This is a genomic window from Streptomyces sp. NPDC127092, from assembly GCF_042722475.1.
In the GTDB taxonomy this organism is placed as follows: Bacteria; Actinomycetota; Actinomycetes; order Streptomycetales; family Streptomycetaceae; genus Streptomyces.
In genome coordinates, this window is record NZ_JBHXFE010000011.1 from 84,603 (window position 1) to 99,001 (window position 14,399).

Below are 14,399 nucleotides of genomic sequence, written 5' to 3' on the forward strand. Positions count from 1 at the left end.
CACTCCGGGAACGGGGTACGGGCCGGAGGGAACCCACGCTGATCCCGGCCCGTCCTGATGGCGGGCGCCCGCCCCGTTCCGGCGCCCGCGGTCCTACTCGCTCGCGATCGCGTTCAAGACGTTCATCCGGCCCGCCCTGAAGGCCGGGACCAGGGCCGCGAAGAGGCCCACGAAGGCCGAGCCGACGAAGACCGCCGTGATCGTCGGCCACGGGATCTCCAGGACACCCAGGCCCTCCAGGGCCAGGAGCTTCTGGGCGGCCGTGCCCCAGCCCAGGCCCAGGCCGAGGCCGAGGAGCGCGCCGAAGAGGGCGATGACGACCGACTCCAGGCGGATCATGCGGCGCAGCTGGCGCCGGGAGAGGCCAATGGCGCGCATCAGGCCGATCTCCCTGGTCCGCTCGACGACCGACAGGGCCAGGGTGTTCACGACGCCCAGGACCGCGACGACGATCGCGAGGGCCAGCAGGCCGTAGACCATGTTCAGGAGCTGGCCGACCTGGTCCTGGAGGTCCTTCTTGTAGTCGGCCTGGTCGGCGACCTTGTACTGCGGGTACGGCTTCAGGGCGTCCTTGAGGGACTGGTACGCGGCCGCCTCCTGCCCGTCCTTCGCCGTGGCGAAGACGATCATGCTCTTGGGCATCTTCTCCGCCGGCACGTACCGCTCGGCCGTCGCGAGGCCCGTGTACTTCACGCCCTTGTCGATGTTGTTCGCGTCGGACGTGATCGCCGCGACCCGCAGCACCGCCCGCCCGCCGCCCGCGAAGGCCACGGTGAGCCGGTCGCCGACCTTCACGCCGTGCTCGGCCGCGTAGTCGCTGCCGACGGACATGGCGTCCGGCCCGTACGCCTCGGAGAGCGTGCCGCCCGTGGTGTCGCGGCGGACGTCCTGCGCGTACGTCGGGTCGGCGGCGACCAGACCGGTCTTCTCGGCCTTGCCGCGCGGATCGGTGACGGTCGCCTCGACCCACCGGTACTCGGTGACGTGGTCGAGGCCGGACGCCTTCTCGACCGCGGCCTGCGCCTGCGGCACGACCGGCTGGCCGTTGGCGGACTGCACGATGAAGTCGGCGCCGACGGACCGGTCGAGCTCCTCGGTCGCCGAGGCGACCATCGAGGACCCCACCACCGACAGGGCGGCGACCAGCGCGAGCCCGATCATCAGCGCGGCGCCGGTGGCTCCGGTACGGCGCGGGTTGCGCAGCGCGTTGCGTTCGGCCATGCGGCCGACCGGCCCGAAGACCCGGAGCACGAACAGTCCGAGGACGCGGACGACCGCGCCGGACAGCAGCGGGCCGACGACCACGAAGCCGAGCAGGGACAGGACCACGCCGAGGCCCAGCCACAGGGAGCCCGCGCCGGCCTTCTCGGCCTGCGTCGCGGCCCACAGCGCGGCGGCGCCCGCGCCGGTCAGGACGACGCCGAGGACGCCGCGCACCACGCCGGCCCTGCCGTCGGCGGGCGTGCCCGCGTCGCGCAGTGCGGCCATCGGGGAGACCTTGGAGGCCCGGCGGGCCGGGACGAACGCGGCGAGGACGGTGACGACGACGCCGAGGACGATGCCGACGACCGGGGTCGTCCAGCGGACGGTGAGGTCCTGCGTGGACAGCTCCATGCCCATCGACGACATGAGCTTCATCAGTCCCACGGCGAGGCCGACGCCGCTCGCGACACCGGCGGCCGAGCCGACGACGCCGAGCAGCAGGGCCTCGACGAGGACGGAGCGGTTGATCTGGCGGCGGCTCGACCCGATGGCCCGCATGAGGCCGATCTCGCGGGTGCGCTGCGCGACCAGCATGGAGAAGGTGTTGACGATGAGGAAGATGCCGACGAGGAAGGCGATCCCGGCGAAGCCGAGCATCGCGTACTTCATGACGTCGAGGAAGCCCGCGATGTCCTCGCGGCCGGCGTCGGTGGCCTCGGCGGCGGTCTGCAGCTTGTAGCCGGAGCCGATCCCGGCCGCGACGGCCGCCTTCAGCCCCTCGTCGCTGACGCCGGGCGCGGCATCGGCCGTGACCTGGGTGAACAGGCCTTCGCTGCCGAGGAGTTCACGCTGGGCGGTGGCGGTGTCGAACCAGACGACGGTGGCGCCGGGGTTGGTGACCTTGAACTCGGCGATGCCGGAGATCCTGGCGGTGAAGTCGCCGGTGACGGCGATGGTGCGCAGCTCGTCGCCGATCTTCAGGTGGTGCTTCTCGGCGGTGCCGGCGTCGAGGAGGACCTCGGTGGGGCCGCGGGGCTCGTGACCGGAGACGATCTCGACCGAACGCAGCTCGTTCTTCGTCCAGTTGCCCGCGATGGTCGGGGCGCCGGAGGTGGGGCCGACGTTCTCGTCGCGGGAGTCGACGACGGTGACGGACATCGAGACGACGCCGCCCTGGACGTTGCGGGCGCCCTCGACCGCCCGCACCCGCTCGACGAGGGCGGCGGGCAGGGTCGCGGGGCGGCCGGTCTGCGGCACCTCGTCGTTCTCGGCGGCGTCCTTCGGGCTGACGGTGACGTCGGACGCGGTGGTGGCGAAGAGCTTGTCGAATGTGGTGTTCATGGTGTCGCTGAACACCAGGGTGCCGGACACGAACGCGACCGACAGCAGCACAGCGACCGCGGAGAGCGCCATGCGGCCCTTGTGGGCGAGGAAGTTGCGCAGGGAGGTCTTGAGCACGGTCACGAGGTCCGCCCCCGCGCGTCGAAGTCCTTCATGCGGTCGAGGACGGCGTCGGCCGTCGGCCGGTGCATCTCGTCGACGATCCGGCCGTCGGCGAGATAGAGCACGCGGTCGGCGTAGGAGGCGGCGACGGGGTCGTGGGTGACCATGACGATGGTCTGGCCCAGCTCGTCGACCGACTGCCGCAGGAATCCGAGGACTTCGGCCCCGGCCCGCGAGTCGAGGTTTCCGGTCGGCTCGTCGCCGAAGATGATCTCGGGCCGGGCGGCGAGCGCGCGGGCCACGGCGACGCGCTGCTGCTGACCGCCGGAGAGCTGGTTCGGCCGGTGCCCGAGGCGCCCGCCGAGACCGACGGTCTCGACGACCCGCCGCAGCCACTCCTGGTCGGGCTTGCGGCCCGCTATGTCCATGGGAAGCGTGATGTTCTCGAGCGCGTTGAGCGTGGGCAGCAGGTTGAAGGCCTGGAAGACGAAGCCGATCCGGTCGCGCCGGAGCTGGGTGAGCTTCTTGTCCTTCAGCGCGGTGATCTCGGTCTCGTCGAGGTAGATCTGACCGGCGGTCACGGTGTCGAGCCCGGCGAGGCAGTGCATCAGCGTGGACTTCCCGGAGCCGGACGGCCCCATGATGGCGGTGAACCGCCCGCGTGCGATGTCCACGTCGACGTGGTCGAGCGCGACCACCCGCGTCTCGCCGGATCCGTAGGCCTTGACGACCTGCCGTGCCCGCGCGGCGACGGCCGTACGCTCTCCAGTACCCCCGTGCCTGGGGATGGTCACAGCCGAAGTCACGGTATGTCTCCTATGTGTTCGTACGCGGTGCTGGTCCGCGTTCGAGTCTGCTGGGAGGGCGGGGCCGTGGCACTGGTGCCAGGCGCACTCTTCGCCCTGGGGTTATCCGCAGGGTCGCCCAGGGTCGCCCTCAGGGCCGAGCCCGTAAGAACAAGCTAAGGACGCGAGGGGCCTCGTCTCGTCCTCCGCCGGGACGAAGCACCCCTGGGCTGAATGGGGGAGAAGCCCCTAGGGGTTCCTCCGACCCCGGTACGGGTGAGAGGCTGACCCGGGCGCACTTAGATGTACGAAGCATCCGTCAGGGTGGGGAGAGGGGTCAGGCGTGTCCGAGGCGACCATGAGAGCGACGGCACCGCCGAAGACGGACACCACACGGCGCGGACCCGTCGTCGCCGCGCTGATGCTGGGCATGGCGCTCGCCGCGCTCGACGGCACGATCGTGTCCACGGCCGTCCCGCAGATCGTCGGCGACCTCGGCGGCCTGTCCGTCTTCTCCTGGCTGTTCTCCGGCTACCTCCTCGCCGTGACCGTGACCCTGCCGGTGTACGGCAAGCTCAGCGACACCTTCGGCCGCAAGCCCGTCCTGATCGCGGGCATCGTGCTCTTCCTCGTCGGCTCGGTGCTGTGCGCGTCCGCGTGGAACATGGGCTCGCTCATCGCCTTCCGCGTGGTCCAGGGCCTCGGCGGCGGCGCGCTCCAGGGCACCGTCCAGACGATCGCCGCCGACCTCTACCCCCTGAAGGAACGTCCCCGCATCCAGGCCAGGCTCTCCTCGGTCTGGGCCACCTCGGCCGTGGCCGGCCCGACGGCCGGCGGCCTGCTCGCCGGCTACGCGGACTGGCGCTGGATCTTCCTGGTCAACCTGCCGGTCGGCGCGGCGGCACTGTGGCTGATAGCCCGCTACCTGGTGGAACCGGGGGCGGCGGGCGAGGGGACGGATCGCCGCGTACGCGGCGAGGAAGGCGTACGGGACAAGCGGCCTCGGGTCTCCGTCGACTGGGCCGGGGCCCTGGGCGTCTTCGCCTCCGGGACGCTCCTCCTCACCGCGCTGGTCCAGGGCGGCGTCGCCTGGCCCTGGCTCTCGGCGCCGTCCCTCGGCCTGTTCGGCGGGGCGGCGCTGCTCGCCGCCGTCACGGTCGTCGTCGAACGGCGGGCCGCCGAACCGATCATCCCGGGCTGGGTCTGGCGCCGCCGCACCATCGCCGCCGTCAACCTGGCGCTCGGCGCGCTCGGCCTGCTCATGGTCGCGCCGACCGTCTTCCTGCCGACGTACGCCCAGGCCGTCCTCGGCCTCGGCCCGATCGCGGCCGGCTTCGTGCTCTCCGCGATGACCCTGAGCTGGCCGGTCACGGCCGCGCTCTCCAACCGGGTCTACAACCGCATCGGCTTCCGGCAGACCGCCCTGATCGGCATGGGCCTCGCCTTCCTGGTCCTGCTGGCCTTCCCGCTGCTGCCGTTCCCCGGCGAGCCCTGGCAGCCCGCGCTGCTGATGCTGCTGCTCGGCGGGGCGCTGGGCTTCTTCCAGCTGCCGCTGATCGTCGGCGTCCAGTCGACCGTCCCGTACGAGGAGCGGGGCACGACCACCGCCTCGGTGCTCTTCGTCCGCCAGGTCGGCCAGAGCGTCGGCGCCGCCCTGTTCGGCGCCGTCGCCAACGGCGTCCTCGCCGCGAGGATCAGCGGGGGCGCGGGTGCCGGCGCCGGCGAGGGCACGGCCGACCTGGACGGCCTGGTCCGCGCCCTGGAGACGCCCGGCGCGCTCACCGGACCGGCCGCCGACCACCTGCGGCGCGCGGTCGACGCGGCCGTCGACTACGTCTACCTGGGCGCGGCCGGCGCCGCCGCCCTCGCCCTGCTCGTCCTGCTCACGATCGCCCCGCGCCGCTTCCCGGTCCTGAAGGAACACGAGCCCAAGGAACACGAGCCCAGGGAACACGAGCCCAAGGAGCACGAACCGGGAGCGTCGTCGGCTTAGTCGCCGCCCTCCGCCGGGGACTCCGCATCCTCAGCGTCCTCCGCGTCCTTGCGGTCCTTCGGGGCCGGGCCGGTGACGCGGCCCGTCAGGGCGGCCAGGGAGGAGCGGATGTGCTCCATGTGGGAGTGGATCTCGTCGCGGGCCTCTTCGTGCTCGCGCAGCACCCGCTCCGTCTCGCGCTCGATCCGCTCCTGGCGCAGCCGCGCCGCGGCGAGCAGTTCGGCGGCCTCCGCCTCGGCGTCCTCCTGGCGGTGCCGGGCGGTCTCCGCCGTCGCGGCGAGCTCCCGCTCGGCCTCGGCGAGCGCCGCCTCCGCCCGTTCGACAAGCTCGTCGTGCCGGGCCCGCTGCTCGGCGAGCAGCGCCGCCGCCGCGCGCTCGGCCTCGTCCCGTACCGCCGACTGCTCCTCGTGCTGCCGCGCGAGCATCGCCGCGGCCTCGCGTTCGGTGGATTCGAAGGAGCTACGGGCATCGGCGCGCTGCTCCTCGGCGTCGCGGCGGGCCGCGGTGAGGATCGCTTCGGCCCGCTCGGCGGCCTCCTTCAGGGTCGCCTTCGCCGCCGCCTCGGCCGCCGCGGTCACGCCCTGCGCGTACGCCTCCGCCGCCTCGGACGCCTCCTTGCCGGCCGCTTCCGCCGCCTCGGCGAGGGACTGCGCGTCGGCCTCGGCGGCCCGTACCAGCGCCTCGTCCTCCGCCTCCGCCAGCTCCAGGATCCGGCGGGCCCGCTCGCCCAGGGACTCGTAGCGCTGCGGGGCGAGCGAGGCGACGACCTCGCGCAGCCGGGCGGCCTCCGCCTCCATCTCCTTCGCCAGGACGGTCAGTCGGGCCGCCCGCTCCCACGCGCCGTCCCGCTCGGCCGAGAGCGCGGCCAGGTAGCGGTCGACCTGCTCGGGGCGGTAGCCGCGCCCGCGTCCTCCGGAGAATCCGACGGAGAAACTCATCCTGACGCCCCTTCGACTCCTTATGTCCTCAAACATCAAGGATGCGGCATCAGAACGGACAAAAGGCGCCCGACGTGAACACACGTCGCGCGCCTTTCGTCACATCGCGTCTCCGGCCGTTACAGCAGACCGTCCCACATCTGCTCCAGCAGCACCGACCACCAGTTCTCCGGCGACGCCAGCGCCGCCGGGTCCAGCATCGCCAACTGCGTCTGGAAATCGACCGTCCAGCGGCCCGCCTGCTCCGGGTTCAGCCCGAACCGCAGCCGCCACATCCGGCCGAGCAGCGCGAGGCAGCGCACGAACTCCGGCAGCCCGGTGTTCACGAACTGCGGCGGCACCGACTGCCCGCCCGGACCGGCCTCCACCGGCACGGCCACGATGTTCGCCGTCCCGTACTGGACACAGATCGCCCGGCCGAAGTCCGAACCGAGCACCAGGTACGAACCCGCGTCCGCCGCCGGCTGCACCTGCCGCTGCGCCGCCAGCTCCGCCAGGGTCGGCACCACCGGCATCGCCGGCTGCGCCCAGAAGAACGGCCCGAAGTCGGCGGGCAGACCCGCCCACACGAGCGTCACCGCCACCAGCTCCGGCACGCCCTGCCGCGACACCGCGCGCTGGTCGAAGCGCAGGATGCCCGGACCGAACGCGCCGGCCAGCTCCTGCGCCACCCCGTCCGGCGGCAGCGGCGGCGCCGGCTGCACCTGCGGCAGCGGCGCCCGCACCGGCGCCGGCCGCGCCGGACCGTCCGCGACCTGATGCAACTCGCCCTGATGGGTGAGGAGTTGCCGCATGCCCTGCTGCCGGCCCGCGTGATCACGGCCGTACGGCGCGATGTTGGTGATCCGCGCCTGCGGCCAGGTCTCACGGATCATCCGCGCGCAGTAACCGCCCGGCAGCTCGCACGACTCCAACTCCGTGTGCAGCTCCAGCACTTGCTGCGGCGGCACGTTCATGGCGCGCAGCTCGTGCAGGATCTGCCACTCGGGGTGCGGGGTGCCCGGCGCGGAGCGGCGGATGATCTGCTGCTCCGAACCGTCGGGCGCGCGGTAGCGCAGCACCGCCTGGTAGCCCGGACCCACCGTCGGCAGCCCCGACGGCTGCGGCTGCGGGTAGCCGTACGCGGGGGGCTGCGGCGCGCCCGGCGCCCGCGCGGGCGCCGGCACCGGTCCCGGCGGCGGAGGCGGCCCGGCGGGACCACCCATCTGGCTCGGCTGGGCCAGCATCGTCGCGGCGTGCTCGATGCCGCCCGCGGGCGTGCCACCACCGGGCACACCCGGCGGCGGAGGCGGAGGCGGCGGAGTACCGGGACCACCCGGACCCATCTGGTCCGGGCGCGCCAGCATCGTCGCCGCGTACGCGACACCGCCCGCGGGCGTACCGCCACCGGGCACACCCGGCGGCGGAGGCGGAGGCGGCACACCGGGACCACCGGTGGCACCCGGAGCCCCCGGACCGGCCGGCCCCATCTGCTCCGGTCGGGCGAGCATCGTCGCCGCCTGGTGCACGGCCGGCGGAGGCGTCGCCCCCGGCGGCGGCGGAGTCCCGGGCGGACCGGGCGGGCCGGGCGGCGTCTGCGGACCGGGCGCGGCCGGGGCCGGCGGCGGGGCCGGGAAACCGTCGGGCAGCTGCGACACCAGCTGGGTGCGCACGTAACCGCCGGGCGGCGGCGTCGGCGCCTTGCTCGTCGCGGCGTCGGCGATGTCGGCCGCGCCGGGAGCAGGAGCCGCAGCGGGAGGCGCAGTCGGAGCCGGGGCCGGGCTCGCCGGGGCGGGCGCCGCCGGCGGGACGGCGGGGGCGGCCGGGGCGTTCGGCGGCTGGGGCGGAAGCGCGGGGCCGCCGCCCTGGCCGAACGTGCCGTCCGTGTTCAGCCGCGGGGCGATGGCGGTCGCCGGCAGCGCGCTGCCGCCCTTCATCAGCGCCGTGGGCGCGTCCGCACCCACCACCGGCGGCGGCGCGTCCTCGTCGTCCGCACCCGAGAGCGGCGGCGCGAACACCGTCGCCGGCAGCGGTACGGCACCGTCGGCGCCGCCCGAACTCGCGTTGGCGTCCGCCCACGGACTCGACGGGACGGACGAGGGCACGCCGTCGTTCGCGGTCGGCTCCTGGCCGCCGGCCGCACCCGAGACCGCGGCAGCCGGCGCCGCCTCGGACACCTCGGACACCTCCGACACCTCGGCCGCCTCGGGCTCGGCAGCGGACGGAGCCGACCACGGCGCGGCGGACGCGTCCGCCGACGGCGCCCCGGCCGGAACCGGCTCAGGACCCGCCACCGACACCGACGACGACACCGACGCCGACGCCGACGCCGGAGCGTCATCCGCACCCGACACGGAAGCCCCAGCCGCACCGGACACCGGCACCGAAGCGGAAGCCGAATCCGAAGCCGAATCCCCACCGGACACCGAAGCCGCACCAGACACCGCCGACGCGGCCGAAGCCACACCGGCCGGCGCCGCCGACGCGGCCGAAGCCGTGGGAATCCCGCCCACCGGCGTCGACGACGCGCCCTCCGGCGACGCGTCCGCGCTCGCCTGCGACGCGTTCGACTCCACCGGCGGCAGCCCGATCTTGTCCGCCGCCTCCTGCAGCCACTCCGGCGGGCTCAGCAGGAACGACGTCTGGTTCAGGTCGACCCGGGCCGGCTGCGCCGGAACCGGAGCCGCCGCCTCGGCCGCCGCGCCGTACTCCTCCTCGTACCGGCGGATCACCTCACCCACGGGCAGCCCCGGCCACAACGTGGCCTCACCGCTGTCCCGCGCGATGACCAGACGCTGCCGGCCCCCGTCCGGGGTCGGCGCCTCCTCACGGTCCTCCGCCCACACCACGAAACCCAGCGCGAACTCCCGCACCCGCACCTCACGGTGCAGATACGCGGGCACGTCACCGTTGATCCACTCCTCGGCGCGCTCCTGCGCCTGCGCGAACGTCACCACAGCCAGCTCACTCCCCCACCGGGACCACGGGCACGGCACGCGCGAAGCCGCCGTCCACCATCAGGTTCGCCACCGTCTCCAGCTCCGGCGGACTGCCCGCGAGACGCTGCAGGAACTCGTCGAAGTCCGCGCCGCAGGGCAGCAGCAGCCGCTCCACCCGCTCGTTCACCGTCCAGCCGGCCGCGGCCTCTCCCGCGTCCCGCGCGTCGTCGTACGGGCAGAACCACACCGACCCGGCCGCCTCGCCCCGCACCTTCAACGCGAGCAGACCGCCCTGCACGAACGCGACACCCAGGTAGTCCTTCGTCAGATGGTCACGCAGACACTTGTTGACGTAGACGAGGTCGTTGACACCCGCCTCCTCGCGCAGCGTGAAGAACGGCTGGTCCACCAGCAGCCCCAGCTCCGCGTCGAGCGCCGTACCCACCGGAGCGGCACCGCCCGCCGCCTTCAGGAACGAGCGGTACGCCCCCGGCAGCCGGTAGCCCAGGTCCTCCTCCACGCCCTGCACCTGCTGCTCCGACACCGACACCACACGCTTCGGCAGCCCGAAGTGCACCGGCCGGGTCTCCTGCAGCGGCCGCGTACCGCGCTTCAACTGGTCCACGCCCGACGCCGTCGCCACACCACCGTGATGCCGCAGCAGCGCCTTCACCTCGACCGGCACCAGCTCCAGACGGCGCGAATGCGCCACGTGGTGCCACGTCCACCCGTGCGGCGTCGCCACCGCCGGAATCGTGTCCCACAACTCGTGCCCCGTCGCGGCGAGCGCCGCGTTCGCCGACACGTAGTCCGTCAGGCGCAGTTCGTCGACGCCGAAACCCTCCGGCGGATCGGCGATCTCCGCCGCCGCCCGCGCGTACGGAGAGAAGTCCGGATAGCCGCGCTCGTCCACCCGCACCCCTCGCGGATGACGGGAGGCCCGGACCGGGTCCGGGAAGTGCACGACCTGCCCGGCGTACGCCGCGTTCGGCGGCGGCGCGGTGTCCTGACCGAGCCGACCTGTCGTCATGGCGGTTGCCCCCTGAGTGGCTGTGCCTGCTAGTGCGTGGCTGCTTCTACTTCTACCGATCGTTCTACCGACTGGTCCGCACAGCCTAAGCGCTGCCCCGAACTCCCGACCCGACCCGCCCCGCGCCCGCCACCCACACCCCCTCCATCGTGACCAACTGTCACGACGGCATGACAGCACCGCCATGGTTCCGACACACCGAAAGCACGTTTCCGCGCCCCAGCTTCCCCATCGGGCAGCGCGTTTGGCAGGCTGTTCCCGCAACTCGGGGGATTGCAGGAGGGGAAGAACAGCACCATGCACGCAAGCGCCACACCAGCACCGACGCCCACGCAGGGTGACCCACGCCTCAGCTGGGGCAACGAGGCCGACACCCACCGGGCCCCCTTACTGCGTCACCGCCGCGACGGCATCCTGCCCACCGTCGGCGCGGCCCTCTCCGTCCGCGGCGAAACCCTCACCTGCACCGCGGCCCGCGGCGACCTGCCGCCCACCCTCCACCCGCTCGTCCAGGACTTCCTCGACACCCTCACCAGCGGACAGCGCGAACGGTTCACCGGACGCTGCCCCGAGGCCATCCTGCTGTCCCGGCACCTCAACGCCACCGAGAGCACCCGCTCCAAGCGCGCCCAGCGCAAGCCGCTCACCCACAGCGAAGCCCGCCGCTCCCTCAAGCACGCCAAGCTCACGGCACGCCGCATCCGCGAGGACGGCGACCCGCTGCACGGCAGCTACGCCGCACCCTGCCGCTCCTGTACGGCCATGCTGGCGCACTTCGGAGTCCGTACGGTCGACCCGACCACCGCCCAGAACAGCTGACCGCCACCCATGCCCGATCTCAACAGCACCCGCTTCCCGGTCAACGTCGACGCCGCACTGCGCGAGGCCGGCTGGCAGCCCGGCCGCTGGGACATCAAGCTCGCCGAACAGTGGGCCGACACCCTCCGCGGCCACGTCTCCGCCGGCGGACACCGGCACAGCGTCTTCCCCGCCGTCGTCGAGGCCTGGGCCGAATTCGGCGGCCTCCGCGTCAGCGCACCCGGCCACGGCCGGCAGATAGCCCCCGCGACCGTCCGCTTCGACCCGCTCGCCGGCCTCCACCTGGCCCGCACCCTCGGCGACCTCGGCCGCGCCCTCGACACGGAACTCGCACCACTCGGCGAGGAGGGCGAGGACGGCGGCCAGCGGGCGGTCCTCGCGATGGACGTCGAGGGGCGGGTGTACAGCATCGACCACACCGGCGACTGGTACCTGGGCCGCGACCTCGACACGGCCCTCGCCACCCTGATCACGGGCACCCAGCCGACCCGCCTGGTGGCGGGACCGTAGATCCGGAGGACCGGGGACGGGGCGCCGGGGGACAGAGGACGAAGGACAGGGGACGAAGGACAGGGGACGAAGGACGGGGGACGGGCGTCATTGCCCGGGAAGCCGCGCCGCGGCTCAGGGAGCCGGCGCCGTGGCTCAGGGGGCTAGCGCCCAGGCTCCGAGGGCCGGCGCCGTGGCTCAGGAAACCTCGGCCTCGGCCGCCGCGTCCGGCGCCGGCGCGGCCCCCGGCGCGGCCCCCGCCCCAGCTCCCGCCACCGCCACCGGCAGCACCGCGCTCACCCGGAAACCGCCCGCGTCCGTCGGACCCGACACGAACACACCGCCCAGCCGGGTCACCCGCTCCCGCATACCCACCAGACCGTTGCCACCGCTCGGCAGATGCGCGTCGGCCGCCGTCGCGTCCGACGGACCGTTCTCCACCTGCATCGCGACCTCCGCCTCGCGATGCGCGAGCCGCACGACCACCTTGGCCCCCGCCGCATGCTTGTGGACGTTCGTCAACGCCTCCTGCACCACCCGGTACGCCGTCTGCTCCACCTCGGCCCCGTACGGCCGGGCCTCCCCCATCACCAGCAGCTCCACGACCACGCCCGCCTGACGCGACTGCTCCACCAGCGCCTCAAGGGAATCCAGACAGGGCCCGTCACCACCGGCACCCCCGTCCTCCGCCGCCGCCTCGGCAGCCGCGGCGGCGGCCCGCCCCACCGCAGCCAACGGCAGCGCCGCAGGCCCCTCCGAGGCCGCCGAAGCCGCCGCCGGCGCCTCCTCCCGGAGCACACCCAGCATCTCCCGCAGCTCCGTCAGGGCCTGCCGCCCCATGTCACCCACCAGCGCCGCGTTCTTCACCGCCTTCTGCGGATCCTTCAACGCCACCGCCTGCAACGCCGCCGCGTGCACCACCATCAACGACACCCGGTGCGCCACCACGTCGTGCATCTCCCGCGCGATCCGCGTCCGCTCCTCCTGCCGCGCCCACTGCGCACGCTGCTCCGCCCGGTCCGCGAGGAGCGAGAGCTCCTGCTCCAGACTGTCGGCACGCTCCCTCAGCGACTCCATCAGCCGGCGCCGGGCACCTATGTAGAGGCCGAACAGCACCGGCGGCGCGTTGAGCCCGAGCGTCATGAACAACGACACGACCGGCACGTACCAGCCACTCGGATCGAAGTCCTGCTGGTCGACATCGGCCTGCGCGACGTCCTGGCGCAACCGGACCATCGTCACGATGTACACCGCCACCGTCGACATACCGGCCAGCGCGGCGGTGAACCGCCGGGGCACCTCCGACGCGGCCAGCGAATAGAGACCGACGATCCCCATCAGATAGCCCATCTCGGCCGGCGTCACCGCGATCGAGACGAGCACCACGGTGATCGGCCACTTCCGCCGCACCAGCAGCACGGACCCCACGACGAGCCCGAACAGCACCCCCACCGGCACCGGCAACGACGTCTGCTGCGCGAACCCGATCCCCTCGAGCCCGCACTCCAGCGCCGACACCACGGCCAGCGAGACGTCCAGCACGACGCTGCGCCGTCTCCCCCACCACCACCAGCTCCGCGCGACACGCTCCGTGCCCGCCGCGTCCCGGTCTGCCCCCGTTGTGGTCATGCCTTCCACCCTACGGGCGAGGGCCACCGATTTTCCCGACTCCCGCCGGCACCGGAGCGCCGCCCGTCAACACGCACGCACACCAGCCCCTCGAACAGCTGAATCGACAGCGTTTTCGACCCGGACGTCCGCATTCCGGACGACGCTCGTCACATGACATCCAGCTCGGACAAGTACGCGGACTTCGAGACCCTGCGCGAGCAGGCCATCGCATTACGACGAAAGGGCCTCAGCCGCCGGCAGATCCGCGACCACATCCACATCGACAACAACGACCTCCTCAACCGCCTCCTGGAGGGAGAACCACCCCCGGACTGGACCCGCCGCCCCAACGCCAAGGACGACCTCCGCGCCCGAGCCCGCGAGCTGCGCCTGGAGGGCAAGACGTACGACCAGATCCAGGTGGAGCTGGGCTGCTCGAAGAGCTCGATCTCGTTGTGGGTACGTGACCTCCCGAAGCCGGAGCGGCGCGACCCGTCCGAACAGGCCAAAATCGCCGCCCGGAAGCGCTGGGAGCACGAGTTGGCGGTACGCGACGCGGTACGTCAGGAGACCAAGCAATCGGCGGCCCTCGAGATCGGCTCGATGACCGAGCGCGAACTCTTGGTCGCCGGGACTGCCCTCTACTGGGCAGAGGGCGCGAAGGACAAGTCGTACTCGCGCCGGGAGAACGTCCTGTTCGTGAACAGCGACCCGGGCGTCATTCGGCTTTATCTGGCCTGGCTGAGCCTGCTGGAGATCGCCCCGGAGCGGCTGGCCTTCCGGGTCATGATCCATATGACGGCGGACGTGGAGGGCGCCAAGCGCTACTGGGCCGATCTCGTCGGTGTCGACCCGACCACCTTCCAGAAGACGACGATCAAGAGGCACAACCCGAAAACCGTCCGCAAGAACGTCGGGGCCGATTACCGAGGGTGTCTTGTTATCCGCGTCTCACGAGGCGCCGAGCTATACCGCCGCATCGAGGGGTGGTGGTCTGGCATGGTGGTGGAGGCCCAGCGGCTGACCGCGTAGGCTGACCCCGCCATCCCGGGTTGCTCTGTCGGCAGGGGCAACTGGACTTTGAATCCAGGTAAGACGCAGGTTCGACTCCTGCCCCGGGAGCCCCATGTTCGGGTCCCGACCTCCCCGGTCGGGACCCTTACTCGTTAC

Annotated in this window: 10 protein-coding genes and 1 tRNA gene; 5 read left to right on the top strand and 6 right to left on the bottom strand. The window is 73.0% G+C overall.

The genetic code is table 11. The features are described 5' to 3' along the window. Positions 1–93: 93 nt before the first annotated feature. Together ACFWJO_RS11975 and ACFWJO_RS11980 are read right to left on the bottom strand one after the other, a co-directional pair. On the bottom strand, positions 94–2,667 hold the full coding sequence (locus tag ACFWJO_RS11975) for an ABC transporter permease (protein ID WP_386864584.1): 2,574 nt from the start codon (positions 2,665–2,667) through the stop codon (positions 94–96). Beyond that, positions 2,664–3,452 (bottom strand): ABC transporter ATP-binding protein, encoded by a 789-nt coding sequence (locus ACFWJO_RS11980; RefSeq protein ID WP_386864585.1) that lies wholly within the window; start codon positions 3,450–3,452, stop codon positions 2,664–2,666. Before ACFWJO_RS11980 ends, ACFWJO_RS11975 begins: the two co-directional genes overlap by 4 nt. A gap of 337 nt (positions 3,453–3,789) precedes the next feature. On the opposite strand from ACFWJO_RS11980, the gene ACFWJO_RS11985 reads away from it, so the two are divergent. Next, entirely contained in the window at positions 3,790–5,424 is a 1,635-nt protein-coding gene (locus ACFWJO_RS11985; RefSeq protein ID WP_386864663.1) for an MFS transporter, read from the top strand. On the opposite strand, the gene ACFWJO_RS11990 is transcribed toward ACFWJO_RS11985, so the two are convergent. The 3 genes from ACFWJO_RS11990 to ACFWJO_RS12000 all read right to left on the bottom strand — a co-directional run bounded on the left by ACFWJO_RS11990 (position 5,421) and on the right by ACFWJO_RS12000 (position 10,310). Then, entirely contained in the window at positions 5,421–6,362 is a 942-nt protein-coding gene (locus ACFWJO_RS11990) for a cellulose-binding protein (protein WP_386864586.1), read from the bottom strand. The genes ACFWJO_RS11985 and ACFWJO_RS11990 overlap by 4 nt on opposite strands. Before the next feature lie 119 nt (positions 6,363–6,481). After that, positions 6,482–9,298 carry an SUKH-4 family immunity protein gene (locus ACFWJO_RS11995; protein ID WP_386864587.1) on the bottom strand — a complete coding sequence of 939 codons (2,817 nt, stop codon included), beginning with the start codon at positions 9,296–9,298 and terminating at the stop codon, positions 6,482–6,484. Positions 9,299–9,305: 7 nt separating this feature from the next. Beyond that, complete coding sequence (locus tag ACFWJO_RS12000) at positions 9,306–10,310, bottom strand: SMI1/KNR4 family protein (RefSeq protein WP_386864588.1); 1,005 nt, start codon at positions 10,308–10,310, stop codon at positions 9,306–9,308. Between the two features lie 297 nt (positions 10,311–10,607). On the opposite strand from ACFWJO_RS12000, the gene ACFWJO_RS12005 reads away from it, so the two are divergent. After that, positions 10,608–11,129, top strand: a complete 522-nt coding sequence (locus ACFWJO_RS12005; RefSeq protein WP_386864589.1) for a YwqJ-related putative deaminase — start codon at positions 10,608–10,610, stop codon at positions 11,127–11,129. 9 nt (positions 11,130–11,138) lie between these two features. After that, entirely contained in the window at positions 11,139–11,639 is a 501-nt protein-coding gene (locus ACFWJO_RS12010; RefSeq protein ID WP_386864590.1) for an SUKH-3 domain-containing protein, read from the top strand. Positions 11,640–11,816: 177 nt separating this feature from the next. On the opposite strand, the gene ACFWJO_RS12015 is transcribed toward ACFWJO_RS12010, so the two are convergent. Further along, the gene (locus ACFWJO_RS12015; RefSeq protein WP_386864591.1) at positions 11,817–13,247 is read right to left on the bottom strand and encodes a sensor histidine kinase; all 1,431 of its coding nucleotides are present in this window, start codon (positions 13,245–13,247) and stop codon (positions 11,817–11,819) included. A gap of 153 nt (positions 13,248–13,400) precedes the next feature. Between ACFWJO_RS12015 and ACFWJO_RS12020 the strand changes: the two genes are divergently transcribed. After that, entirely contained in the window at positions 13,401–14,261 is an 861-nt protein-coding gene (locus ACFWJO_RS12020; protein WP_386864592.1) for a hypothetical protein, read from the top strand. 13 nt (positions 14,262–14,274) lie between these two features. Beyond that, positions 14,275–14,351, top strand: a tRNA-Gln gene (locus ACFWJO_RS12025). Positions 14,352–14,399: the final 48 nt, after the last annotated feature.

Coding starts and splice junctions, on each gene's coding strand:
- ACFWJO_RS12020 (WP_386864592.1), top strand. CDS start 13,401: ATGACATCCAGCTCGGACAAGTACGCGGACTTCGAGACCCTGCGCGAG.
- ACFWJO_RS12015 (WP_386864591.1), bottom strand. CDS start 13,247: ATGACCACAACGGGGGCAGACCGGGACGCGGCGGGCACGGAGCGTGTC.
- ACFWJO_RS12010 (WP_386864590.1), top strand. CDS start 11,139: ATGCCCGATCTCAACAGCACCCGCTTCCCGGTCAACGTCGACGCCGCA.
- ACFWJO_RS11985 (WP_386864663.1), top strand. CDS start 3,790: ATGAGAGCGACGGCACCGCCGAAGACGGACACCACACGGCGCGGACCC.
- ACFWJO_RS11990 (WP_386864586.1), bottom strand. CDS start 6,362: ATGAGTTTCTCCGTCGGATTCTCCGGAGGACGCGGGCGCGGCTACCGC.
- ACFWJO_RS12000 (WP_386864588.1), bottom strand. CDS start 10,310: ATGACGACAGGTCGGCTCGGTCAGGACACCGCGCCGCCGCCGAACGCG.
- ACFWJO_RS12005 (WP_386864589.1), top strand. CDS start 10,608: ATGCACGCAAGCGCCACACCAGCACCGACGCCCACGCAGGGTGACCCA.